Raw genomic sequence first — 24,845 nt, 5'->3', positions numbered from 1 at the left:
ACTTCGCGGCATGTATTTTTTGCTTAAACCCATACTATTTAAGTTCGACCCTGAGAAGGTACATTATTTTGTAACCCGTAACCTAAAACGCTTTAATCGTTTTCCCGGCGGCGCTGCCCTGAGCAGGGCTATATGGGCGCTTAATGACCCGCGTTTAGAAAAGGAAGTTTTTGGATTGAAATTCAAAAATCCTGTTGGTTTAGCCGCAGGCTTTGACAAAAATGCCGATGTGATCAGCGAAATGGCAAACCTCGGCTTCGGCTTTATTGAGGTGGGGACAGTTACACCTTTACCGCAGGACGGTAACCCGAAACCTCGCATGTTCAGGCTACCTGCCGATGGTGGTTTGATTAATCGAATGGGTTTTAACAATATGGGGATGGATGTAGTTGCCGAACATATCGCAGCCTATCGTAAAAATACCCCTGCATCGCAAAAAGGAATTCTCATCGGTGGTAACATCGGCAAAAATAAAATCACCCCTAACGAAGACGCGGTAAACGATTACATCAAATGCTTCGACAGGTTGTTTGATCTGGTAGATTATTTTGTGGTGAATGTAAGCTCGCCCAATACGCCAGGCTTACGCGAGTTGCAAGAGAAAGAGCCGCTAATGAATTTATTAAGCACCTTACAACAGCGCAATTCCAAAAACGACATCAGCAGGCCAATCTTGCTGAAAATAGCCCCTGATTTAACGGATACCCAGCTGGATGATATTGTTGAGATCGTACAGCGAAGCGGTATAGTGGGTGTTATCGCTACAAACACAACTATTAGTCGCGAGAATTTAGTTTCCCCCGATAACTTGAAAACCGAAACAGGGGGCCTAAGTGGTAACCCAGTAACCAAGCGCTCAACAGAAGTAATTAAATATTTATCTGAAAAATCAAAAGGCTCATTCCCGATAATAGGGGTAGGGGGCATACACTCACCCGAAGATGCTTTAGAAAAATTAGCAGCAGGTGCTTCACTCGTACAGCTTTATACCGGCTTTATTTATGAAGGCCCGGGATTGATAAGCAGGATCAACAAAGCGATATTGAATAAATAGTTTTCTTAAAGATTTGTCATTCTGAGCGATAGCGAAGAATCTTCTAACTGTGCAAAGTCCGCTATGCAAATCGAAGAAGATTCTTCGCTACGCTCAGAATGACAATAAGGAAAGGAAGAAATATCCAAAATACAAAACGCAAAAAATCCTGCCGGTTATTACCAGCAGGATTTAATTCCTTATATAAAATGCTAAATTATTTACCAGCAGCTATTAACAAAGCAGCATTGTTTTTAGCAATTTGGCTATGTTTTGGCTCTGCAGAGCGGCTTCCCGGCTCAAGGTTTGTAGCATTCTTTAAAAACTGAACTTCTAAACGTGAAGTAGTTTTGTTTTTTCTATCTTTTCTTTTTAAACGTGTAACGCCCATGATCTTGTATTTTTAATGTTTTTTACCTTGAGGTCGGGAGCGGATTCGAACCGCTGTAAAAGGTTTTGCAGACCTCTGCCTAGCCACTCGGCCACCCGACCTTTTTTTCAAGGCTGCAAAAATAGCAATAATTATTTGGCTGCCAAGTTTTATTTATAGGAATTCCTTTTTATTTCTGAACAAAATATAGCCGTAGCTATCCCCACGTTTAATGATTCGGCATTACCGCCACGGGGTATAGTAACCGCCTTTTGTACCAGCTTAATAATTTCTGGTCGCAGGCCATTACCCTCATTGCCCATAATTATCAGGCCTTCAGTACCGAAATCAGTTTTGTATATGTTGGATCCATCCAATAACGCCCCGAACAAAGGCATGTTTACACTTTCTAAAAATTCAGCCAACTCAACATAATAAATATTAACATGCGCCAGCGAGCCCATGGTTGCCTGCACCACTTTGGGGTTATAAACATCTACAGTATCGGTAGAACATACGATATGCTGTATACCAAACCAGTCTGCCGTGCGTATAATAGTGCCCATATTGCCCGGATCTTGTATTCCGTCAAGGGCGATAGCGAATTTTCCCTTCAAGGCTGTGGTATTTAAAATGGGCAGGGCCGGTATCTTTACTAATGCGATTACCTCCTGTGGCGACTTTAATGAACTTATTTTCTCTAAATCGTTTAATGAAATCTCACTAAAGTTTATTTTTCCCGATAATTTCAGCAATTTTGGGTCAATTGCAGTTGTATGATAAATAGCTTCGATTTGATATGAAGAATTTGCAAATTCGGTAACAGATTTGTTACCTTCGACCAAAAACAGGCCGTGCTCAATGCGAAACTTTTTTTGTTGTAAAGATTTTAATAAACTGATAGTTGATTTTGAAAGCATTTTTCACCAGGTATAATTTTCGCCTTACAATATTAAGCATATTCCTGGTTTTTACGCTTTCAAACTGCAACCTTACCCGCAGATTAAAGCCCGACCAGGCATTGGTGCGTAAAATCACCATTAAAGGCATGGATAAGGAATTTGCGCTAAATGCGGTTAATTATGTAGATAAGGAACAGCAACCCAATAATGTTATCAACCTACAGATCTATTACCTATTCAGCAAAAACGGCAAAAAAGATATAGGTGAACCACCTGCTATATTAGATAGCGCATTAGTTGAGTTTTCAAGGGTCCAGATAGAAAAGTATATCCAGAATAAAGGTTATCTTAAAGCCAGGGTTACTGATTCCATACACATAAAAAAGAAAAAGGCTGAGCTGATATTTACTACCGTTGAGGGGCCAATGTTCCGCATCAGGAATTTTAAAGATAGTATTGCCGACCCAAAAGTGGCCGACCTGGTTAAAAGGTCGCCTGAGGTATTTGCCAATGTAGGCCCTGGTAAGCGTTTTGATACAGATAGCTTATCTGCCGATAGAGATGCCTTTTATTTGGTGATGAAACGTAATGGCTATTATGATTTTTATCGCCAATACATGAGCTTTAATAATGATTCTACCTACAATAAAGGTGTGGTAGATGTAACAATGATTATAGGTAATCCTGCAGGTAAATCGGCACACCCTATTTATAAGATCAATAACACGCTGATAACTATCGCGGCAACTAATGGTAAAACCGTAGGCAAGGCCGATACCATACGGGTTGATTCCCAGTTCAGGTTTGTTGATTTTTCGCATAAATTTAAACCGCATGCTGTTACCGACTACATTTTTCAGAAAAAAGGTCAATTATATAATATCGATAACCAAACACTAACCACTACGCGGCTGTCAGAATTAAACGTTTTTAAGAATGTACCCAATCCAACTTATACTAAACTGCCAGATAGTAGTAACAGGCTGGATACCAAGATAGATATTGTGCCACTGAAAAAGATGTCGGATCGCGTGGAAGGGGAGTTCTTATTTAACGCCGGGCAATATGGCTACAATATTGGCAATACCTTCACCAGCAGAAATATTTTTAAGAGTGCGGCTATATTACAAATAAAGCTTAACGAGAGTATTTTATTTAATACCGGCGCTAATGCTGCGGCTAACGGTGCAATTGAAAATCAGGATTTTAGCTCAGGTGTAAGCCTGATCTTCCCCGGGATTATATCCCCATTTAATTTTGCCAAACCAGGTAAGTATGGTGTGCCGCATACTACTTTTTCAACTAATTATTCGCTGTTCTACCAAAGTCAATTGGTTAAACGCCAAAGTTTTATAAACTCTATTACCTATGATTTTTTTGAAACGCCGGATAAAGAACATATTATAACACCAATTTCTGTTGAGTTTTCAAAAGGTACTATTGATCCCAGAGCTGATTCGTTATTATTAAAGCAAAACAGGGAATCGTATGTCTTTCTTATTGGTCGTACCATTTTTACTACGGGCAGCCAATACAGCTATATATTAAATGCTAATAAACTTAATACCTACAGGGATTTTGTTTATTTCAGGGGCAATGTTGATGTTGGAGGTAACACACTGGCACTTGTAAGTAAGTTGTTAAATACACCTAAAGACACATTAGGCGAACGTACCTTATTTGGTTATACTTTTGCCCAATACAGCAAGGCCGAAGTTGACTTGCGGTTTTACAAAAGTTTAGGGGGTGAAAGGCAATTGATATTTAGGGTTGATGCAGGGCTTGGCTTACCTTATGGTAACAGTAATCAATTAATATTTGAGAAAAACTTTTACGCGGGCGGGTCAAATGATATGCGGGCTTGGCTGCCGCGTACGCTTGGCCCTGGTCAATTTAACAGGGCAAGCTATGGCGTAGGTGCCGTGGCCGACAGTACAAGGGAAAAGTTGGAGTATCTGGATCAATTTGGCGAAATAAAAATCGTTTCCAATTTAGAATACAGGTATAAATTATCTGATAACTTTTTCGGTTGTATATTAAGAGGTGCATTATTTATGGATGCCGGAAACGTATGGACGCTTCATAACATTGCTGAAGATCCTGGCAATCCGTTAAGCTCAACTGTAGAAAATCCAAACGGGCAATTTAAACTTAATACGCTGTTACAATCTACCGCGGTAGATATTGGTACAGGATTAAGGTTTGATCTTGGCTTTTTCGTTTTCAGGCTCGATGCCGCTCTTAAATTTAAAGACCCCGAATTTAATGGTTCAGATCAATGGGTGTTAATTAATCATTTTAATGAACTGTTTCATAGCGGCAGTTTTAAAAATAATTACGCGATTACCAATTTTCCGAATACCTACAGCTTTTTACAGTTGAACTTTGGTATAGGGATGCCTTTTTAGTTAGAGATTAGTTTCTGAAAAGTTTTAGAAAGTATCCCCCTTGTTGGTGCCTACAACATAACTGTTCGGAAGATTTAGAATAGTGTCATGTCAGCGTAGTCGAAGCATGAGCGTAAAGGCCTTTGCCCACATGCTTCGACTACGCTCAGCATGACACCCTTTTTTTATTCCCCCTCCTCCTTTGTTAGTGCCCTCACCAACAAAGGAGGAAAGTTTTAGAAGATACGCTTTAACCCATCAAAAATGCTTTGAAAGAATATTGGGATACTCAGGTTATTGTGATAGTTAAAGTAAACGAATATGCAAAAAATAACTATCGCGATAATGATAAACCTTTTGAACATATAGGCCAGTAAAACAAGCCCTAAAGGTATTATCAGTAGCCACATCCAGCTAATATGTATGGGCACTAATTTACTTTCGCTTTTGTAAACGTAGTAAAGTGATGATAGGGTAGGGCCGCCATTTTCATCCACATGGCGGGCATATAAAAAAGTTGAACGATCAATCTTGTGTTTGTAAAAAGCAACGCCGCTGGTAAATTTCAGGGTATCCTCAAAACCGTTTATCGTGAATACAAAATCACCGTTAACATTATCCTGTGTATTGTTAAGCGAGTCAGTTGCAACCAATGATACCTGGTTTTGCTCGTAAGGGTTTTCTGTTATGTTAAAGTGTTTAATGCTAACGGTAAGGGCATCGGCAAACGTAAAAGTGCTTGCAGATATAATCAGGCAAAAAAGTAAAATCAGTTTCTTCATTTATATTTTGGTTGTGATATGCTCAATAAAAGTACAATTTTTTGTTAGCGGTTAAGTAAATAAATATTAAGCCTCAACAGACTATCAACCAAATTTATAAATTTAAGTTTCACTACAAATTCAAAGCCTTGCCATTCTGAGCATCGCGAAGAATGACAAGCAATTTTCCCGCCCTCTTTCGCTGTGTAACAAAGAGAACTTACTTTATTTCGAATTCGTAACTCCCTGATGTAATTTTGTATTGTTGGTTTTGCTGTATTAAGGTGCCGTGTAAATAAACCTTTTTATTTGCAGGGAAAGTAATGGTTGCAGTTGAATTTGCAGGTATGATGACTGTATAATTTACTGTATTACCTGCTCGTTTCCATGAAGAAGTTATTTGGCCATAAGGGCCTGTATGGGTTGCTTCGAAGTGGCTGATACCCGCTACAAAATTTGGAGAAAGTATTACATTTTTAAAGCCGGGTTGGGTTTCATCAATCTTGATACCTGCGATACCTTTATACATCCATGCCCCTATCTCGCCGAACATGATGTGGTTTAATGAGATGTCTCTTTTGGCGTTGATGTTCCAGTTCTCGTACAAAGTAGTAGCACCATTTACGATCCACCAACCCCATGATGGCGCGGTATCCTGCGATGCTAACCTGTAAGCAGTTTGCGCTTGTCCGTTATCACTTAATGCGCCTAAAATTGCTTTTGCACCCAATATTCCCATATCAATGTGAAAATTATTGGCGGCAACCGAATCGGCTAAATTGGCGGCTACTTTGTTTTTTAAGTTATCGGGTACAATACCCCAATAAAGCGGCACTGCTTGTTCTGTTTGGTTTCCTTTAGCGTAGATACCTGTTTCAGGGTTAAGGTATTTAGCGTTTATAGCATTCTTAATTTTTTTAGCTAATGCGGAATAGGTTACATAATCATCTTTTTTACCGAATAGTTTAGCCGTTTTTGCCAGGATGTTTACATCGGTATAATAATAAACGGATGAAGTTAACTCAACCGGCGTGGTTGATTTAACGGGAGCCCAATCGCCAAGTCCCCAAGTGGTTAAGCCGGTTGGGTATAGGTAGTTGATGTGATCTACGTAGCGTTTGATGTTGCTGTAGTTATCGCTCAATATTTTGGTGTCGCCATAAAATAAATAAACATTCCATGGGATGATAGCGATGGTGCTCGTCCAATCCGGGCCATTAGCCCACTCGTAACCCCAGCCATCAGTAGGGATTATGGCAGGTAATACACCGTTTGGCTGTTGCTCGTCGCGATGATCGGCAAGCCATTTTTCGTAGATGGTAATGCTATCGAAATTGTACATACCGGTTTCGCTGGCTATCTGGGCATCGCCTGTCCAGCCATTCTTTTCACGTTGAGGGCAATCAGTCGGGTAACCCTGTAAGTTTGATAAGTAAGATGCGTTTGTAGCCGCCCATATTTTGTTGATCAGATCGCTTGAAGAATTGATGCTGCCTACTGGTGCTACATCACTATGCATAAAATAGCCAACCAAGCTTTCTTTAGTCAGTTTGATGGGCTTGTTACTGCTTACCTCTACATACTGAAAACCTTTGTAATTAAAATGCGGCATAAAGGTTTCTTCGCCCTTACCGTTTAGTTTGTAAATATCTGTACCGTAAGGATCGCGCGCCCACGTTAAGGAATCAAGGAAGTAGTCGATATTTGATTGATCAGGGTAACCATTCTTGTAAAGACGCTCGGCGTGGATAAGTTTTACAACAGTGTTTGAATCGCCATTTAAAGTGATTTGGCTTACACCTGCTATGTTTCTGCCTAAATCAAATACGTAGGTAGAATCATTGATCTTGTTCATGCTTTTCGCGGCGATCTTGTCGACATTGCGGATGGGCTGCATGGCTTGTGATACAATATTTGCTGATGGTGCCTGACGATTGGTTATACTGCCCCATTTACTATCATCATAATCAGGCATGTCCCAGCCTGTTTTTTCTAAACGGGCATCGTAATGTTCGCCTGTGTAAATGCTGTTGAAGATGATGGGGCCTGTAGATGTTTTCCAACTTTTATCAGAGGCAATAGTTTCTACAGAACCATCGGTATAAGTAACGCGAATATCCATACAAAATGTTGGCCTTGCGCGCCAGGGGGCACGTTCGTAATCCCAAACACCCTTGGATTGGAAGTTATACCAGCCATTCCCTAAGATTACCCCGATTACATTTTTCCCATTTTGCAGTTGGTTGGTAACATCATAGGTTACATACAGGTTTCGACGGTCGAACCGGGTATACATAGGATCAAGGCGGTGATTGCCGATTTTTTTGCCGTTGATATAAAGTTCATATAATCCTGCTACAGCAATGTAAGCTCTTGCCGATTTGATTTGTTTTTTGGGTTGAAAGGCTTTGCGATAATATGCCGCGGGTTTGGTGTGGATGTTATTATCGTCGCTTATCCAGGTGCCTTTCCAGTTTTGCATGCCCATCATGCCGGTTTCAAAACTGGCTATTAGAGCTGGCTTAGTTGGTTTGCCATTTTTATCCCATAAGCAAACAGTCCAGTAATATTTGGTGAAAGGGTGTAATGCTTGGCCCTGGTAGCTAACCAGATTTTTAGCTGAATTGATTTTTGCAGTTTGCCAAACATTACCTTTTCCACTTTTCACTTCGAGTGAATCTGTCCCGACAAAAATTTGATAAGCTGATTGAATAGCTCCAGCCCTGTCATCTTTTAATTGCCAAATAAATCGAGGACTGGTGGCATCGATACCAATTGGGTTTGTGAGATACTCACATTTCAAATCTGTAGGTTGGGTAGACTGAGCAAAAGTATTGAACGATAATAGTGTTAAAACAGACAGGTAAAACAGAGATAATTTCATAGTATAAATGGTAGTTTGCTAAATCCTTTGACCATACTGAGCATCAAAGACTAAACGCTGCCACCAAATATGAGAAATAAAAATAAAAAAAGTGCTGACATTGTTTTGTCAGTAGTAGAATTGACTCACCCGGCTACGCTGCGCTGGTCGACCTCTCTATCGCTGCGCGACAAAGAGGTGAAAGATTTTTTTGCTCTCTTTTCGCCTGCGGAAGAGAGGGCGGGTTGAGCGGCTGAGCGAAAACTAGGTGAGTCATTGCGCAAATGCAAATCGACGATTGACTCACCCGGTCTTTGCTTCGCTTGACCACCCTCTCTTCGCCTGCGGCGGAAAGAGGGTTTGAAAAGGTATTATTTAGTATTCCACTTGAAGTTTTTGATGCCGATAACCGCAAATACAAGCGTGTAACCTAAAGTTACCAGTAGTGCGTTGGTGGTATCCATAGTCCACGAACCGGGAACCATGCCTGCTGCCATGATGGTTTTAACTGTGCCATATGGCGACCATTGGGTCATTTGTTCAACCTGTTTGCCTAGCATCCCCATACCACCGAACATGCCTACTATTACAAATGTGAAATAGACTAATCTTGATGTGGAGTTTACCGTTTCCGGGTTTTTGATGAGGCCAACAATAACTTGTCCGAGTGCAAGGTAAACTGCGCCACCTACAATGGCAGTAAGATAGGTAAGTGCATAGCCTGTTGGTGTTAAGGTTATCTTGTCATAATCATAACCGACAACAAAAATGGCTGTGGTTACTAAAGCGATCATACTTAACTGCACAAATATGCGGCTCATCATAATTGTCCAGTTGGGTGCAGGGGCAACGCGCAGGCGTTGAAAAATGCCTTTATCCCTGTCGCGGGCTATGGAATTGGTGTAGCCCATTAGGCCTATGGCTATTAGTCCATAAGTTAAGCTGTTTGATAAGGCGAATGCTGCCCCCATCTTTGCTACAAGGTCTTTCCATGATACTAATATCACTATCGGTACAAGAAAAACCATTACTACTGCCCGGCGGTTACGCCATAGCGTTGTAAAATCAGCCTTTAGTAAAGCTGCGAGTACAGTGGATGTTTTGGGTATGATAGTTTCTTCCATGTTGTTTAATTTTTATGCGCGTACTTCTTTACCGGTTAATGCGATGAATACATCTTCGAGCGTTACCCTGCCTTTGCGGGATACTGCTATCACTTCGGGGTCGTTTTTATGTTTTTCGATGAGTGCCTGTGGGGTATCTATGGTAATCACTTTGCCATGATCGATGATACCGATACGGTCGCATACTGATTCAGCTTCTTCCATCGAGTGGGTGGTTAATACCACGGCGTGCCCACGCTCACGAATGGCTTCGATGCGCTCCCAAAGCTGGCGGCGGGATTGCGGGTCGAGGCCGGTGGTAGGTTCATCTAATAAAACCAACCTTGGATTATGGATGGTTGAAATTACCAGCGAAACCCGCTGCTGCTGCCCGCCCGAAAGCTGCCCGAAACGTTTGCCTGCGGCATCCTCCAGACTGATGTCTTTCAGTATCGCTGTTAACTTTTCATTGGTCAATTTAACGCCGTATATCCCTGCAAATAGCTGTAATATTTCACTCACCTTTAATTCGGGCTGAAAGCTGGTTGACTGCAGTTGTACACCCATTGCCGCACGGGCGTATAATGGTTTTTCTTTGGCATTATGGCCATCAACAATAACGGTACCCGATTGATATTCTATTAAACCCTCGATTGCGCTTAGTGTGCTGGTTTTACCTGCGCCATTCGGGCCGAGCAACCCAAATATTTCACCTTTACGAACATCAAAAGACACCTCCTTAACTGCTTTGAATATACCGTATTGTACACAGAGGTCACTTACCTTTAAAATACTTTCTGATTGATTATTATCCATTTAGAATGCTTTTGTGTTTAGATACCGTGATAACCATAATATTACAGTTCAATAATAATTAAAATTTAAATGCTTTAACGGGCTCATAAATCTTCATTATTTGTCTATTTTGGCAGCCACAAATTTTTTAGATACAGCATGACGTATTGTTTAGGCATAAAGGTTAAAGAAGGTTTATTGGCACTGGCCGATACCCGCATTACCTCCGGAACGGATACCACCGTAAAAAAGAAAATATCGATAGAGCAAAAAGATGGTTTTTCTCTTTTCATCATGACCAGCGGGTTAAGATCAACAAGGGATAAAGCAATAGTATATTTTAAGGAATTACTTGAAACTACCGAATATAATAAGTTATACAAAGCGGTAAATGCTTTCGGTGAGCAAGTTAAACGGGTAGCATCAGAAGACAAAGCATCGTTGGAAAAGGCCGGTTTCAACTTTGATTTGAACACCATAATTGGCGGGCAGTTGAAGGATGATGATGAGCATAAGCTTTTCCTGTTATATCCCGAAGGTAACTGGGTTGAATTAGGACAAGGCGCTCCATATGTAATCATTGGTAACTCAGGCCATGGTAAAGCGATATTGAACCGTACACTGAATGAGGATTCGAGTTTGAAACTCGCTTTAAAAACCGGTTTTCTATCTTTTGACTCGACCCGGGTGAGTTCAAATAATGTTGATTTCCCGATTGATGTTGCACTATATAAGAAAGACAGCTTTCACATTGTGGAGCAGCGTTATGAGAAAAAGGACCTGGAAAACATATCAATACAGTGGGCCGAGGAATTGAAGGCTGCATTGGAGCATATATCCGAGGACTGGATGGATGTCGCGTTTAACAAACTGGCTAAAGAAACTACTTAAAAGGAAAATTATAAAATGAAATTTGATGTGTTCACCGAAATGCAATATACTGCCAACTCGCCGGGCACATTAATTTTAAATATTCATGCTTTACGCAGCACCCCAAATCAAATAGTGCTGAAGGAAGTATTCAGCATTGAGCCCTATATTAAGGTTGAAGAATTGATTTTGGGCAATACCGAAAATCGCTTAGTTCGCTTTGAAATATTGGAGCCGGGTAACATCAAATTGACTTACAATGCTACGGTTGATAATAGCTATACCATAACCGATCATTCGCAAAAAGAAGAAATATTGGTTTCGCATATGGATAGTAACGTACTATCCTATTTGTACCCCAGCCGTTACTGCCAGTCGGATAAATTATATCGTTTAGCGAATAACCTGTTTGGGCATATTAATCATCAATTTGACCAGGTGATAGCACTTACCGGCTGGATCAATAAAAATGTACAATACATGAGCGGGTTTTCAAACGCGCAAACCTCCGCTTATGATACCGTTACCCAGCAGGCAGGTGTATGCCGGGATTTCGCACATTTAGGTATCGCGCTTTGCCGTGCTTTAACCATACCCGCCCGTTACTTTACCGGTTATGCATATCATTTAAAGCCTGCTGATTTTCATGCTTGTTTTGAAGCTTATTTAGGTGGTGAGTGGGTTTTGTTTGATGCTACTCATTTGGTGCCGCTTAACGGTCTTGTTAAAATTGCAACCGGGCGTGATGCCGCGGATACGGCTATTGCCAATATCTTCGGTGATATTATTTTTACTACCATGCAGGTTACCTGCGAGCTGGCTGAAAATGAAAACTTTGTGCCTTTCTTTTATGAGGATTCGGCTTATCAGGGGTTGTCGTATAAATAGCATCTCGCATATTTTACTCACCCAACCAGCGCAGCGTTGTCGGGGGTGAGTTCATTAATGCATTTAATCAATGCTAAAACATCCGCTTAAATAAGTTTAAATTTCTAAATTTGGCGTTCATACGTTTTCACAATTCTATTTTTAAGATAATGAGCAAAGGGGTTATAAGTAAAGAGGAAGATTACTCGCAATGGTATAATGATCTGGTGATAAAAGCTGACATGGCCGAATATTCGCCGGTTCGTGGTTGCATGATCATTAAGCCTTACGGCTATTCTATTTGGGAGAAGATGCAGGCTGTTTTGGATAAGATGTTCAAAGACACCGGCCACAGTAACGCCTATTTTCCGCTGCTTATACCAAAATCATTTTTCTCAAAAGAGGCAAGTCACGTACAAGGTTTTGCTAAGGAATGTGCCGTAGTAACCCACTATCGCCTAAAAGACGATGGTGAGGGCAATATCATTGTTGATGAAGATGCCAAACTGGAAGAAGAGCTGATTATCCGCCCAACATCCGAAACTATCATCTGGAACACTTACCGTGGCTGGATCCAATCCTACCGCGATTTGCCTATCTTGGTTAATCAATGGGCCAACGTAATGCGCTGGGAAATGCGTACCCGTTTATTTCTGCGTACCAGCGAATTTTTATGGCAGGAGGGGCACACCGCCCACGCTACATCTGACGAAGCTATAGCCGAAACAGAACAAATGCTGGAAGTATACGCTGAATTTGCCGAAAACTGGATGGCGTTACCGGTTGTAAAAGGTCGTAAAACCCCAAATGAGCGTTTTGCAGGTGCCTTGGATACGTATTGCATTGAAGCATTAATGCAGGATGGCAAAGCCCTACAGGCAGGCACATCCCACTTTTTAGGGCAGAATTTTGCCAAAGCATTTGATGTGAAATTTACTGGCAAGGATAACAAGCTGGATTATGTTTGGGCAACCTCATGGGGAGTTTCAACCCGTTTGATCGGTGCGCTTATCATGGCTCACTCTGATGATGCAGGCTTGGTATTGCCACCAAAATTAGCGCCTATACAGGTTGTAATTGTGCCTATTTACAAGCACGATGAAGAACTGGAAAACATAACAACCTTTGTTAATGCCCTTACCAAAGAGCTAAAAGCAAAAGACATCTCTGTTAAGTTTGATAAACGCGATACCCATCGCCCGGGTGCAAAATTCGCTGAATATGAATTAAAAGGTGTACCGGTACGTGTTGCCATTGGCAGCCGCGATATGCAAAACGGTACAGTTGAACTGGCTCGTCGCGATACCAAAACCAAAGAAACCGTTAATCAGGAAGGCTTAGCAGCACATATTGAAGCATTGTTAGAGGATATTCAAACCAACATCTACCAAAAAGCATCAACATTCCGTACTGAAAATACTACCGAAGTTGATACCTACGAGGAATTTAAACGCCTGTTAGATGAAAAACCGGGATTCCTTTCAGCCCACTGGGATGGTACGCCGGAAACAGAGCAAAAGATAAAAGATGAAACTAAAGCAACAATCCGTTGCATACCTTTGAACAACAAACAGGAAGAAGGCAAATGTATCCTAACCGGTAAGCCATCAACCCAAAGAGTACTGTTCGCAAGGGCGTACTAACCCCCCAGCCCCCTGAAGGGGGAGCTTTTGAAAAGCAACGGGGAGGGTAGGGTGTTAAATAAAATATAAACAAGATGCTATACAGCATCACTAATCAAAAAGTTCCCCCTTTAGGGGGCGGAGGGGATTATGAAATTCGCAACTAAAGCAATACACGCAGGGCAGGAGCCCGATCCATCAACCGGCGCGGTTATGACGCCGATATACCAAACATCTACCTACTGGCAAAAATCACCGGGCGATAACCAGGGTTACGAATATTCCCGTGGTACAAATCCAACCCGTAATGCTTTAGAGAATTGCCTGGCTGCATTAGAAAATGCCAAATATGGGTTAGCTTTTTCAAGCGGAATGGGTGCTACCGATGCCGTTATGAAACTATTGGCACCGGGTGATGAGGTAATCACAGGTAATGATTTATACGGTGGTTCATATCGCATTTTTACTAAGATTTACGCCAACTACGGTATCAAATTTCATTTTATTGATTTGGCTGATCCGGAATTGATCAACCAATACGTGAATGAAAATACCAAGCTGATCTGGATCGAGACGCCAACCAACCCAACCATGCGTATTGTGGATATTGAGGCGGTGGCTAAAATATCCAAAGCAAAAAAACTTAAATTGGTAGTTGATAATACCTTCGCTTCGCCATACCTGCAAAACCCGATTGATTTGGGTGCGGATATTGTGATGCATTCGGTTACCAAATATATCGGCGGTCACTCCGATGTAGTAATGGGGGCTTTAATGCTGAACGACGACGATACCTACAAGAAACTATGGTTCATCTATAACGCCTGCGGAGCTACTCCGGGTCCTATGGATAGCTTTTTGGTATTGCGTGGCATAAAAACGCTGCACTTGCGTATGAAAGCGCATTGCGAAAATGGTAGGATTATCGCCGAATTTTTAAAAACGCATCCTAAAGTCGAAAAGATATACTGGCCGGGCTTTACCGATCATCCTAATCACGACGTTGCCAAAAAGCAAATGAAGGATTTTGGTGGTATGATCTCCATTGTATTAAAAGGTGCTGATCTAAAAGAAACATTCCGCGTAGCATCATCATTCAAAGTATTCACCCTTGCCGAATCATTAGGCGGTGTGGAATCACTGATCAACCACCCCGTAAGCATGACCCATGGTTCCATCCCCAAACCAGAACGCGACAAAGCTGGTGTAGTTGATAACCTGTTACGCCTGAGCGTAGGAGTAGAGGATGTGGAAGATTTATTAGAGGATTTGAAGCAAGCGTTAGCTTAGTACAGAGTATCAAGTAGCTAGTATCAAGTAAACACTCTTGTCTTGCTACTTGCTACTAGCTACTCGATACTAAATAAATGATAGAAAATCTCAAAGCTTTCCTCGACTCCAAAGTTATTCAATACAATCAGCCTGATTTCATCAAGAACGATCCGGTTTCTATCCCGCACCTGTTCACCAAAAAACAGGACATCGAGATTATGGGTTTCTGGGCGGCCATATTAGCCTGGGGACAGCGTGTTACCATCATCAACAAATGCAAGGAGTTGATTAACCTGATGGATGGCGCACCTTACGATTTTATCATCAATCATCAGGATACCGACCTTAAAAAACTGCTGCATTTTAAACATCGTACTTTTAATGATGTTGATACCTTATATTTCATAGCCTTTTTTCGCTATCACTATGAAAATCATGATTCATTAGAGTCTGCGTTCATACCCCCCAACCCCCTGAAGGGGGAGCAAGAGGCAAATACTCCTCCTTCAGGGAGTTGGAGGGTTGAGTCGGCATTAAATCATTTTCGTTCCTATTTCTTTTCACTACCTGATTTTCCACATCGCACCAAAAAACATGTATCCTCGCCATCGCAAAAATCAACTTGCAAAAGGTTAAACATGTTTCTGCGTTGGATGGTACGCAAAGATGATTGTGGTGTGGATTTCGGCATATGGAACCAACTAAAGCCATCCGACCTCATCATGCCCTGCGACCTGCATGTAGACCGTGTAGCCCGCAAACTCAACCTCATCACCCGCAAACAAACCGATTGGCAAACCGCTATCGAACTAACCCAACGCCTCCACGAGTTTGACCCAACAGACCCGGTAAAATATGACTTTGCCTTATTTGGATTAGGGATAGAAGAGAAGTTTTAACCCTATTGTCATTTCGACGAGGTACGAGGAGAAATCTTCTACGAGCAGTAGAAGATTATTATCTTTATAAATAGTTAAGATAATAATGGAATCAGATAATGACCTTTCCCGCTTCCTATCCGGCAAATCCGAACAAACCCTATCGCTCTTCAATTACTTCATTAGCGAATACCAAAAGCTTGCCCCGGTAACCATTCATCCCGCCAAAACCATGATCGGTATTGCCAATTCGCACCGCAGAATTGCATGGATAACTCAATTAGGTAAAAACTTTATACATGTAGTATTCCCATTTAAACAAGAATACCCCGATAACCTATGCTTCCAAAAAATAGCGCAGGTACCCGGCGACAGTCAACAGTTTAATCACCATTTTAGGATGTATAATGCAGAAGATGTAAATGTGGAAGTGATGAAATTTATGCGGATGGCATTTGAGGATAGGTAAACCTCCGAGCGTCAATTGCGAGCGATAGCGTGGCAATCCCCGACTATACAAATCCGCTCTGCAAAGTTTGGGATTGCTACTTCATTACACTCCTTACAGCAATGACGGTTATATTTACGCTTCTTCCTTAAAATAAACCTTATAAAAATTCATTGCCCTGCCATCATCAAATCCTTTCTCAATCAGCTCTTTATCGCCATGAATATAAATATGGAAGTTCTTATCCAGCTTTAGCACACTTTTATAATCTCTTGCCTGTTTTTTTACCGCGTTGTTCGAGATCTCAAACGTATCCGCAATTGGCGAATCAAACTCCTGCTCATATTGGCTCTTAAAGTTTTTGAATGATTCAATAGCTTTCTCGTTGCCAATCACCTCACCGGCGAACTCGTCCATATCAAAGGTTTCCTTCTCCTTAAAATATTTCATAGACCGGTTCAGCAAGTCAATCTTATCAGCCTTGCTCATCTCAAACTCATCATCCAGTTTTTGGGTTACAAAGTTTTTGTAGATGCCTAAAGTATTGCTGGTTTGGTTAAAACTATCGTTACGGATCTTTAACTGCAGAAAATCATCCTTCCAATAAACCGCTGCTTCCTGGCTAGTGTTGCTCTTATCAATAACTACCACTTTATAGCCGTTTTCTTTTTCAATGTTGAAAATCAAAACACCCTTATCCAGTTTATTAATGTTGATAGCATTCTCCTCGTAATCTACATTAAAGCCACCGTCTTGCGGGTAGACTTTTAGGTAAGTTTCCTTATTCTCCGATTTAAATATACCGATAGCATCCAGCGGGTTACCCTCAATTTGTACCTTCTTAAAATAAACCACGTACAACTCACCGGTTTTTATATTTGGGTGATTAGATACCTTATGCAAATATTTAGTGATTTGTTCCGATACTTCATGGAATTTCTCCTTATCCTCAAATAGCTGTGTGGCAAAATGATGCAGCTCGTTTAAATGCAGTTCACCACTGCTGTGCATCAGGTGATAAACCTCGTTCGCTTTTTCAAAAGGCTTTAAAAAATACTGCATCAGCAGGGTAGTGATCACCTCATCTTTAAGCTCCAATGGCTTGTTGGATAAAGCATAAAATTCATTATGCGAAGGATTACCAACGTGATGAACAGAAATAGTATCGAGCGAAGCTTCAAAAAAAGTTACCATATTAGGTGCGAATTTAGCCTTTTTTGCCCGATGCCCACCGATTTATACTTACAAAATTATGGCAGTAACATTGCGCTTAAATCACGACTTTTGCAATAGCTCATGGATGATGGTTCATAGTTCATGGCTACTATCAACTATGAACCATGAACTATGACCAACACAGAAGAAACCATTGTTGCCCTTGCCACCCCCTCCGGAAGCGGAGCCATTGGTGTTATACGTTTATCCGGCCCAGCGGCTATTACCATTGCGCAAAGCGTTTTTAAAGGCAAGGATCTAACCAAGCAGGAATCGCATACCATCCATTTTGGCAGCATTGCGGATGACGACCTGGTTTTGGATGAAGTTTTAGTTTCTTTATTTGTTGCTCCGCGGTCATATACCCGAGAGAATGTAGTGGAGATTTCCTGCCACGGATCAGCATATATTATTGAGTCGATCATTAAACTGTTGATCAAAAAAGGCGCTAGGTCTGCAAAGGCGGGAGAGTTTACCCTGCGCGCATTTCTAAACGGACAAATGGACCTTTCTCAGGCTGAAGCAGTTGCCGATCTGATCGCATCAAACTCCAAAGCTTCGCAACAGGTGGCACTGAATCAGTTACGAGGCGGTTTCAGCAACCAATTAAAGATGTTGCGTGAGCAATTGGTCAACTTTGCTTCTCTGGTTGAGTTGGAACTGGATTTCGCAGAAGAAGATGTTGAATTTGCCAATCGCGATCAGCTTAAAAAATTAACTCATGATATTACCCGGATTATCGGCTCCTTAATTCAATCATTTGAATTGGGTAACGCCATTAAAATGGGCGTAAATACGGTAATAGCAGGCCGTCCAAATGCTGGTAAATCAACCCTGCTAAATGCCTTGTTAAATGAGGAAAGAGCTATTGTAAGTCACTTGCCGGGTACTACACGCGATACGATAGAGGAGGTGTTAAACATCCATGGCATCAATTTTAGATTGATAGACACAGCCGGTATCCGCGAAGCGACAGATGCTATTGAACAAATAGGTGTACAGCGCACAATGGAAAAGATCAGCCAATCGGCGCTATTGGTTTATGTGTACGATGCCCAACAAATTAGTTTAGCTGAACTTAATCAAGACCTGGAAAGTCTGCAAAAACCGGGCGTAGTAATGTTGGTGGTTGCTAATAAAATTGATCTTTTATCTCAGGAAGAGATTGATAATCTGCTCCATAGTCAGCAAGCGGTTGTTATCTCCGCCAAAGAGAAATTCCATATCGACGATCTTAAAAATAAAATCTACCATACCGCGATAAAAGACAAACTGACGGGTAACGAAACGCTGGTAACTAACATCCGCCACCTCGAAGCCCTTCAAAAGACCGAAGAGTCATTAATAAAGGTATTAAACGGTATCGACAGTAATATAACCTCAGACTTTTTAGCCACCGACATTAAACAAGCGCTGCACTATCTTGGCGAGATAACCGGGACAGTTACAACGGATGATTTGTTGGAAAATATATTCAGTAAGTTCTGCATTGGCAAATAGGAGTGTTTTTTTATTTTCAAATAGTGCCTTTTTATGCTTTTAAAGGCACTTTTCTTTCTTTTGATAGGTTTTTGGTTTCCTTTTTGTAAACGTATTTTAGGCTCGGATTCGCCTCCAATCTTCAATTCATTAACAAATAAATTACAGAGGTTTGAGTATTTAAAATTGTTCGTCTATAATGAACCCTCTAATAAAATTGAGCGGATACATAACAAGGAAACCATCCAATTAGTGGAATGGATGAGGCTGAAACGCCAACTCGATGTGCAGAATAAGAGGTTTGGTTTCTTATCCGATTCCAGCAGGAGAGGTAGTTTTCTCAATTTTTTCAAAAAACACACTGCAAAGCGTCAAAAGGGAGACTCAGACAATATGGCTATGGCCTTTCGTTATTTTGAAAGGTTTGTTAGCAAAGGGTTAAAGTTTTGCGATTTGAACGAAACGATATGTGAAGGTTTCCGATCATATCTTTTGAGTAGTCCTGGAATCAGCTTCAGGGAAAAATTAATTACAAGAAACACTGCAGCTAACTATTTCGCGAAATTTCGTTCTGCATTAAAAGAGGCCTTCAGTAAGGGACTACGCACAGAAGATCTTTATTCATTGGTCAAACCTATAAAAGTCAACGAAACACATAAGGAACGTTTGGAATTAGCAGAACTTCAAACGTTAATATCGACGCCAATCGGATCTGATGTAATGAAACGTGCGGCTATTTTTTCTGTTTTGACCGGCCTTAGATTTTCTGATGTAAAAGCGCTGAAGTGGTTGGAGCTTAGAGGATAGTCAGGTAAGTATTATTTACAGTATCGCCAACAAAAAACAATGGTGGCCGAATATATGCTAATATCTGATGATGCTGCTAAGTTATAGAAAAGACGGCGATGGAGTAGTTTTCAAAAATTTAGCTTACTCATCGATCAGGGTTTTCCTGGTAAAGTGGCTCGCAAAGGCAGGTATAAATAAAAATATAACTTTCCATTGTTTCAGACATACTTACGCAACTTTACAACTTGAGTTTGGAACGGATGTTTACACTGTTTCTAAGATGCTTGGTCATAAACACATTAAAACTACCCAGGTTTATGCAAAAGTAGTGGACAGAAAAAAAATCAAACTGTAAATAAGATTAACATTGGCAGGCTGAATATGGCTGAATAAATTTCAGTATCATTAATAAAGGGTCGGTTTGATCCGGCCTCTTTTACTAACTAAGGTTTGACGCGCGTTTAAAATCATTATTTGCATGGCATGGTCAATGTCCGCGGAATCTCCACTTTGTAGTTAAAATAGCGGGATTCATTATATTTTTGACAATGGGTTTGGGTAATTATCACTTTGATCTTCTGCAACATTATCCAGGCATTTAAAATCCTTTTCAATTAATAAGTATAATGGGCCATTGCTGTTTTCAAACCCGATGCGATCTGTAGTCGTCCATTCATTAGCCATATAGGCAGGTATATATAACACAATTTTTTGATCGTTAAAATCAGCTGTTAGTTCGTTCTCTTGGTAGCGTTGCAGGGCATATATTAGTTTTTGAGTTCCAAAATAAATTGTTTCCTCAATATAGCCATCTTTTGAAAAATGTTCAATATCTGATTTGGTGAGGCGGTAACGTAATGAATTGCCTTTAATACGGATCTTCATAAATCTGTTATGTTTTTTGAATGAAAATTCACCACCTCGCCAATAATTATTAAAGCAGGGTAAGTTAAGCTGCCCGCTGCCGCCATTTCGGGCAAGCTTTCAACGGTGCCGGTGGCTATCTTTTGATTAGGTAGAGAGGCATGCTGAATTATTGCTGCGGGCATGGTGCCTTTCCCTTGTTCTATATAGGTTGCTGCAATTACCGCCAGTTGTTTCATCCCCATGTAAATAACAACCGTTGCATTACTTTGCATGGCAAGTTTTAGGTCTGATGAAAGTGTGCCATCCTTTTTGGTGCCGGTTATCATCCATATCCCTTCGCTCACATCACGGTGGGTAAGCGGAATATCTTCAAAACCAGATGCCTGCATACTGGTGATGCCCGGTATAAAGTGGGTTTTAATTCCATGCTCCCTTGCATAAATAATCTCCTCAAACCCCCTACCGAAAATAAAGGGGTCGCCACCCTTTAACCTTACCACCTTGCCTTTTGTAAATGCAAAATGTTTAATCATTTCGTGGATGGTTTCCTGCGGGGTATAGCTGCCATAAGGTTGTTTACCAACGTAAACCAATTCACAACCATCCTTTGCAAAGTTTAAAAGCTCCTTATTGGCTAAATTATCATACAATATCACATCAGCTTCCTTTAAAACCCGGTATCCCTTCATCGTAATGAGCTCAGGATCGCCCGGGCCTGCACCTAAAACAAATAATTCAGGAAATATTTTACTGTTATCCATTATTGTTGATTTTTTTTACTAAAAAATGGCTTTTAAATTTCATAAATTTTAGTCAGTGTCGATTATTGAATCTATTTCATCAAATTTAATCTTATAAAATGATTTATATCATAAAATATTAGCAAAAAATTAGTTTAAAATTCAATAAATATTACTAAAATCATAAAAATAACAAAAAATTGCAATATTTATCAATCAAAAACTTGATATATATTATATAATTGAGTACTATTGTTATATAAACGCGTTTTGGTCGCAACAGGAATGCGTTTATCGTGATTAATTGCTTTAACATTTAAAATAACTGGATATGTCTCAACCAACAATTGTCGTAGTTGGAAATGGAATGGTAGGGTATAAGTTTTGTGAAAAACTGGTATCAAGATCAAATCAATTCAACATTATTGTTTTCGGTGAAGAACCCCGCATAGCTTATGACAGGGTGCATCTAAGCGAATACTTTAATGGCAAGTCTGCCGATGATCTGTCGCTTTCCTCTTCATCCTGGTATCCTGATAACGGAATTTCTCTTCATTTGGATGATCCTATACAGGAAATTAACCGCATTGACAAAACTGTGCACTCTTTAAAAGGAGCTGTAATAAAATACGATTATTTGGTATTGGCAACGGGCTCGTCTCCTTTCGTGCCCAATATAGCGGGTATTGAAAAAAATGGTGTATTTGTTTATCGCACCATTGAAGATCTGGACTTGATTAGGGATTATGCTGCTAATGCAAAAGTTGGCGCCGTGGTGGGTGGTGGCTTATTGGGACTGGAGGCCGCGAAAGCATTAATAGGTCTCGGTATTAAAGAAACCCATGTTATTGAATTTGCTCCGCGCTTAATGCCAAGGCAGATTGACTCTGCAGGTAGTGCTATGCTGCAATCAAAGTTAAAGCAATTTGGGTTGAGCATTCATCTGAACAAAAGTACATCTGAGATTGCGGGTGATGATAAAATAGAATTCCTGAAATTTAATGATGATACATCGCTAACGGTTGATATGCTTGTTATATCAGCAGGTATACGCCCTCGCGATGAGTTGGCAAAGCTTGCAGGTTTGCAAACAAGCAGCCGCGGTGGTGTTATAGTTAACGAAAAAATGCAAACCAGCGATGAGTGTATCTTCGCTATAGGTGAATGCGCGCTTTATAATAGCATGATATATGGTCTGGTTGCCCCAGGTTACGAAATGGCCGGCATTGTAGTAACCTATTTAACCGGTGGCGATAAATCTTTCCACGGTTATGATATGAGCACTAAGCTAAAGCTAATTGGTGTAGATGTAGCAAGCTTTGGCGATGCCTTTGTTACCGAGCCCGAATGCCGGACAATCGTATTTGAGGATACTCATAAAGGCATATACAAGCGTATTAATATCAGTAACGATGGTAAATATTTATTAGGCGGCATTTTAGTTGGCGAAGCAGAGGCTTACAATATGTTGCTGCAAACGGTTAATAACAAAATACTGCTTCCGCCTAATCCCGAAGATTTGATATTGGGATCGCGAGGTAGTGAAGTTGCTGAAGGTGCAGAGGTTATGAGTTTGCCTGACGACGCGTTAATATGTTCATGCGAGGCGGTAAGTAAACTGGCAATATGTTCGGCAGTTAATGAAGGTGCATCGGGTATTGATGATTTAAAGAAATGTACCAAAGCCGGAACGGGCTGTGGTGGCTGTGTACCGCTGGTTAAAGACCTGATAGCCGGTACCATGAAAGCTAATGGCCAGTACGTTAAAAACGTAATATGCGAGCATTTTGACTATTCGCGGCAGGAGCTGTTTGATATGGTGAAAATAAACAAGTTGAAAAATTACGACCTGGTATTGGACCACTTTGGAAAGGGTGACGGTTGCGAGGTGTGTAAACCGGTAGTAGCTAGTATTCTCTCCAGCTTATGGAATGACGTAATTGTAAAACAGGATACTATACAGGATAGTAACGACAGGTACCTGGCCAATATTCAAAAAGGAGGCACTTATTCAGTTGTTCCCCGTATTCCGGGTGGTGAAATTACCCCGGATAAACTAATTGTTATCGGGCAGGTTGCAAAAAGATATGGTCTTTATACTAAAATAACAGGAGGTCAGCGTATTGATATGTTTGGCGCCCATGTAAATGATTTACCAGCAATTTGGGCAGAATTAATTGACGCGGGTTTTGAAAGCGGACATGCATACGGCAAATCATTGCGTACAGTTAAAAGCTGCGTGGGTAGCACCTGGTGCCGGTATGGTTTGCATGATAGTGTTTCATTTGCTATCGAAATTGAAGAGCGTTATAAAGGTGTAAGATCGCCGCATAAGCTAAAGGGCGGTGTTAGTGGCTGTGTTCGTGAATGTGCAGAAGCGCAGGCAAAGGATTTTGGCATCATCGCCACCGAAAAAGGATGGAATTTATATGTATGCGGTAATGGTGGATCGAAGCCACAGCATGCGCAACTGTTAGCTACGGATATTGATAGCGCAACCTGTATAAAATATTTAGATAGGTTCCTGATGTTTTATATTAAAACAGCTGATCCGCTGACCCGGACCGCTACCTGGTTAAATAAAATGGATGGCGGTATCGCTTATCTAAAAAATGTGATCATCAACAATAGTCTCGGTATAAATGAGCAGTTGGAAGAAGAAATGCAGGAGTTGGTTAATACCTACCATTGTGAATGGAAGGAGGTGGTGGAAAATGATGAATTGCGTAAACGCTTTGTTCATTTTATTAATGCACCCGAGGAGAAAGATCCTGCAATAAAATTTGAACCGATGCGTGAACAGATAAAAGCTAAATGGTAAAGCGGATTTTTTAATTACAAATTACAGAAATTAAACAAGATTCATATGGAAACGATGACAGATATTGAATGGGTGTTGGCTTGCTATGCAGATGACGTACCTGCCAATGGCGGGGCATGCGTAAAACATGGCAATGAGCAAATAGCGATATACAACTTCGCCCGTCGTAGTGAATGGTATGCTACGCAAAATCTTTGTCCGCATAAACAGCAGATGGTTTTATCGCGCGGGATGATTGGTAGCGAAGGTGATAGTTGCGAACCTAAGGTAGCTTGCCCTTTTCATAAAAAAACCTTTTCGCTATTAAGTGGTGAGTGTTTGAGTGGCGAGGAATTTCAAATAAAAACCTATCCTGTACGGGTTGAAGACGGTAAGGTGTATATTGGTATAGTGGAGTAGTTTTATTTTCTAAACTTCGTCGTCGGCGGTTAGTAATAGTAACTTCTCTTTATCTATAACTTTTATGTATTTGTCATGAGCGGCTACTATGTTTTCATTCAGCAGTTCGGTTATCACCCTGAATACGGTCTCATAGGTGGCGCCGATGAAAGATGCCAGGTCCTGCCGGGATAATCTGATATTAATAAAACCATCTTCTTTTAGCCCAAACTGCTTCTCCAAATATATTAAGGCCTGCGCTACGCGGCCTTTAACCGGCATGTGGGCAAGGTTACGCATCTTGTTTTCTGATTCCTGTAAATCTTTTACAAAAAACATCATCAATTGGTACGTAAATTCATTGTTTACCTTTAAGCTTGCCTCA

24 protein-coding genes and 1 tRNA gene are annotated in these 24,845 nt (G+C 40.8%); 14 read left to right on the top strand and 11 right to left on the bottom strand.

The annotated features are described in order from the left end of the window. Positions 1 to 10: 10 nt before the first annotated feature. The gene (locus GSQ74_RS10215; RefSeq protein ID WP_158992857.1) at positions 11 to 1,054 is read left to right on the top strand and encodes a quinone-dependent dihydroorotate dehydrogenase; all 1,044 of its coding nucleotides are present in this window, start codon (positions 11 to 13) and stop codon (positions 1,052 to 1,054) included. Positions 1,055 to 1,250: 196 nt separating this feature from the next. Here the strand turns inward: GSQ74_RS10215 and GSQ74_RS10210 are convergent, their stop codons facing one another. The 3 genes from GSQ74_RS10210 to GSQ74_RS10200 all read right to left on the bottom strand — a co-directional run bounded on the left by GSQ74_RS10210 (position 1,251) and on the right by GSQ74_RS10200 (position 2,323). Further along, a complete protein-coding gene (locus tag GSQ74_RS10210; RefSeq protein ID WP_158992855.1) occupies positions 1,251 to 1,424 on the bottom strand; it encodes a spore protein in 174 nt (57 codons plus the stop codon). Between the two features lie 30 nt (positions 1,425 to 1,454). Further along, positions 1,455 to 1,525, bottom strand: a tRNA-Cys gene (locus GSQ74_RS10205). 48 nt (positions 1,526 to 1,573) lie between these two features. After that, the gene (locus tag GSQ74_RS10200; protein WP_158992853.1) at positions 1,574 to 2,323 is read right to left on the bottom strand and encodes an RNA methyltransferase; all 750 of its coding nucleotides are present in this window, start codon (positions 2,321 to 2,323) and stop codon (positions 1,574 to 1,576) included. On the opposite strand from GSQ74_RS10200, the gene GSQ74_RS10195 reads away from it, so the two are divergent. Next, a complete protein-coding gene (locus GSQ74_RS10195) occupies positions 2,314 to 4,713 on the top strand; it encodes a BamA/TamA family outer membrane protein (protein WP_158992851.1) in 2,400 nt (799 codons plus the stop codon). The two genes, GSQ74_RS10200 and GSQ74_RS10195, sit on opposite strands and share 10 nt — an antisense overlap. Before the next feature lie 215 nt (positions 4,714 to 4,928). On the opposite strand, the gene GSQ74_RS10190 is transcribed toward GSQ74_RS10195, so the two are convergent. Beyond that, positions 4,929 to 5,474, bottom strand: coding sequence for a hypothetical protein (locus GSQ74_RS10190; protein WP_158992849.1), 546 nt, complete (start codon positions 5,472 to 5,474; stop codon positions 4,929 to 4,931). Between the two features lie 199 nt (positions 5,475 to 5,673). Further along, positions 5,674 to 8,337 (bottom strand): alpha-L-rhamnosidase, encoded by a 2,664-nt coding sequence (locus GSQ74_RS10185; RefSeq protein WP_158992847.1) that lies wholly within the window; start codon positions 8,335 to 8,337, stop codon positions 5,674 to 5,676. A gap of 69 nt (positions 8,338 to 8,406) precedes the next feature. Here GSQ74_RS10185 and GSQ74_RS10180 point away from each other — a divergent pair, with 69 nt between their 5' ends. Then, a complete protein-coding gene (locus tag GSQ74_RS10180; protein ID WP_158992845.1) occupies positions 8,407 to 8,565 on the top strand; it encodes a hypothetical protein in 159 nt (52 codons plus the stop codon). Between the two features lie 122 nt (positions 8,566 to 8,687). Here GSQ74_RS10180 and GSQ74_RS10175 read toward each other — a convergent pair whose 3' ends face one another. Continuing rightward, complete coding sequence (locus GSQ74_RS10175; RefSeq protein WP_158992843.1) at positions 8,688 to 9,440, bottom strand: ABC transporter permease; 753 nt, start codon at positions 9,438 to 9,440, stop codon at positions 8,688 to 8,690. A 12-nt stretch (positions 9,441 to 9,452) separates the two neighbouring features. Beyond that, positions 9,453 to 10,235, bottom strand: a complete 783-nt coding sequence (locus tag GSQ74_RS10170; protein ID WP_158992841.1) for an ABC transporter ATP-binding protein — start codon at positions 10,233 to 10,235, stop codon at positions 9,453 to 9,455. Between the two features lie 138 nt (positions 10,236 to 10,373). Here GSQ74_RS10170 and GSQ74_RS10165 point away from each other — a divergent pair, with 138 nt between their 5' ends. From GSQ74_RS10165 to GSQ74_RS10140, 6 genes are all read left to right on the top strand, one after another. After that, a complete protein-coding gene (locus GSQ74_RS10165; RefSeq protein WP_158992839.1) occupies positions 10,374 to 11,105 on the top strand; it encodes a peptidase in 732 nt (243 codons plus the stop codon). 15 nt (positions 11,106 to 11,120) lie between these two features. Next, positions 11,121 to 11,972, top strand: a complete 852-nt coding sequence (locus GSQ74_RS10160; protein ID WP_158992837.1) for a transglutaminase family protein — start codon at positions 11,121 to 11,123, stop codon at positions 11,970 to 11,972. Positions 11,973 to 12,121: 149 nt separating this feature from the next. After that, a complete protein-coding gene (proS, locus tag GSQ74_RS10155) occupies positions 12,122 to 13,594 on the top strand; it encodes a proline--tRNA ligase (protein WP_158992835.1) in 1,473 nt (490 codons plus the stop codon). A 129-nt stretch (positions 13,595 to 13,723) separates the two neighbouring features. Then, positions 13,724 to 14,863 carry a cystathionine gamma-synthase gene (locus GSQ74_RS10150; RefSeq protein ID WP_158992833.1) on the top strand — a complete coding sequence of 380 codons (1,140 nt, stop codon included), beginning with the start codon at positions 13,724 to 13,726 and terminating at the stop codon, positions 14,861 to 14,863. A gap of 77 nt (positions 14,864 to 14,940) precedes the next feature. Beyond that, positions 14,941 to 15,744, top strand: a complete 804-nt coding sequence (locus tag GSQ74_RS10145) for a TIGR02757 family protein (RefSeq protein WP_158992831.1) — start codon at positions 14,941 to 14,943, stop codon at positions 15,742 to 15,744. Positions 15,745 to 15,829: 85 nt separating this feature from the next. After that, a complete protein-coding gene (locus GSQ74_RS10140) occupies positions 15,830 to 16,192 on the top strand; it encodes a DUF5655 domain-containing protein (RefSeq protein WP_158992829.1) in 363 nt (120 codons plus the stop codon). Between the two features lie 114 nt (positions 16,193 to 16,306). Here GSQ74_RS10140 and GSQ74_RS10135 read toward each other — a convergent pair whose 3' ends face one another. Further along, on the bottom strand, positions 16,307 to 17,365 hold the full coding sequence (locus GSQ74_RS10135) for a nucleoid-associated protein (RefSeq protein ID WP_158992827.1): 1,059 nt from the start codon (positions 17,363 to 17,365) through the stop codon (positions 16,307 to 16,309). Between the two features lie 153 nt (positions 17,366 to 17,518). Between GSQ74_RS10135 and mnmE the strand changes: the two genes are divergently transcribed. The 3 genes from mnmE (at position 17,519) to GSQ74_RS10120 (ending at position 20,009) form a co-directional block, all read left to right on the top strand. Continuing rightward, on the top strand, positions 17,519 to 18,886 hold the full coding sequence (mnmE, locus tag GSQ74_RS10130; RefSeq protein WP_158992825.1) for a tRNA uridine-5-carboxymethylaminomethyl(34) synthesis GTPase MnmE: 1,368 nt from the start codon (positions 17,519 to 17,521) through the stop codon (positions 18,884 to 18,886). Between the two features lie 33 nt (positions 18,887 to 18,919). Beyond that, positions 18,920 to 19,672, top strand: coding sequence for a phage integrase SAM-like domain-containing protein (locus GSQ74_RS10125; protein WP_158992823.1), 753 nt, complete (start codon positions 18,920 to 18,922; stop codon positions 19,670 to 19,672). 67 nt (positions 19,673 to 19,739) lie between these two features. Then, positions 19,740 to 20,009 (top strand): tyrosine-type recombinase/integrase, encoded by a 270-nt coding sequence (locus tag GSQ74_RS10120; protein WP_158992821.1) that lies wholly within the window; start codon positions 19,740 to 19,742, stop codon positions 20,007 to 20,009. A gap of 179 nt (positions 20,010 to 20,188) precedes the next feature. On the opposite strand, the gene GSQ74_RS10115 is transcribed toward GSQ74_RS10120, so the two are convergent. Next, positions 20,189 to 20,539: a hypothetical protein gene (locus GSQ74_RS10115; protein ID WP_158992819.1), complete on the bottom strand. Its 351-nt coding sequence runs from the start codon at positions 20,537 to 20,539 to the stop codon at positions 20,189 to 20,191. Next, positions 20,536 to 21,282 carry a uroporphyrinogen-III C-methyltransferase gene (gene cobA / locus GSQ74_RS10110; RefSeq protein WP_158992817.1) on the bottom strand — a complete coding sequence of 249 codons (747 nt, stop codon included), beginning with the start codon at positions 21,280 to 21,282 and terminating at the stop codon, positions 20,536 to 20,538. Before cobA ends, GSQ74_RS10115 begins: the two co-directional genes overlap by 4 nt. A 310-nt stretch (positions 21,283 to 21,592) precedes the next feature. Here cobA and nirB point away from each other — a divergent pair, with 310 nt between their 5' ends. Together nirB and nirD are read left to right on the top strand one after the other, a co-directional pair. After that, positions 21,593 to 24,082, top strand: a complete 2,490-nt coding sequence (gene nirB / locus GSQ74_RS10105) for a nitrite reductase large subunit NirB (RefSeq protein WP_158992815.1) — start codon at positions 21,593 to 21,595, stop codon at positions 24,080 to 24,082. 45 nt (positions 24,083 to 24,127) lie between these two features. After that, the gene (gene nirD / locus GSQ74_RS10100; RefSeq protein WP_158992813.1) at positions 24,128 to 24,481 is read left to right on the top strand and encodes a nitrite reductase small subunit NirD; all 354 of its coding nucleotides are present in this window, start codon (positions 24,128 to 24,130) and stop codon (positions 24,479 to 24,481) included. A gap of 9 nt (positions 24,482 to 24,490) precedes the next feature. Here nirD and GSQ74_RS10095 read toward each other — a convergent pair. Then, on the bottom strand, positions 24,491 to 24,845 hold a 355-nt coding region (locus tag GSQ74_RS10095; protein WP_216846714.1), incomplete at its 5' end, for a Crp/Fnr family transcriptional regulator.

The organism is Mucilaginibacter sp. L196, from assembly GCF_009765905.1.
In the GTDB taxonomy this organism is placed as follows: Bacteria; Bacteroidota; Bacteroidia; order Sphingobacteriales; family Sphingobacteriaceae; genus Mucilaginibacter.
Note: the sequence above shows the minus strand (reverse complement) of the source record. Positions and strands in the feature narration are given on the sequence as shown.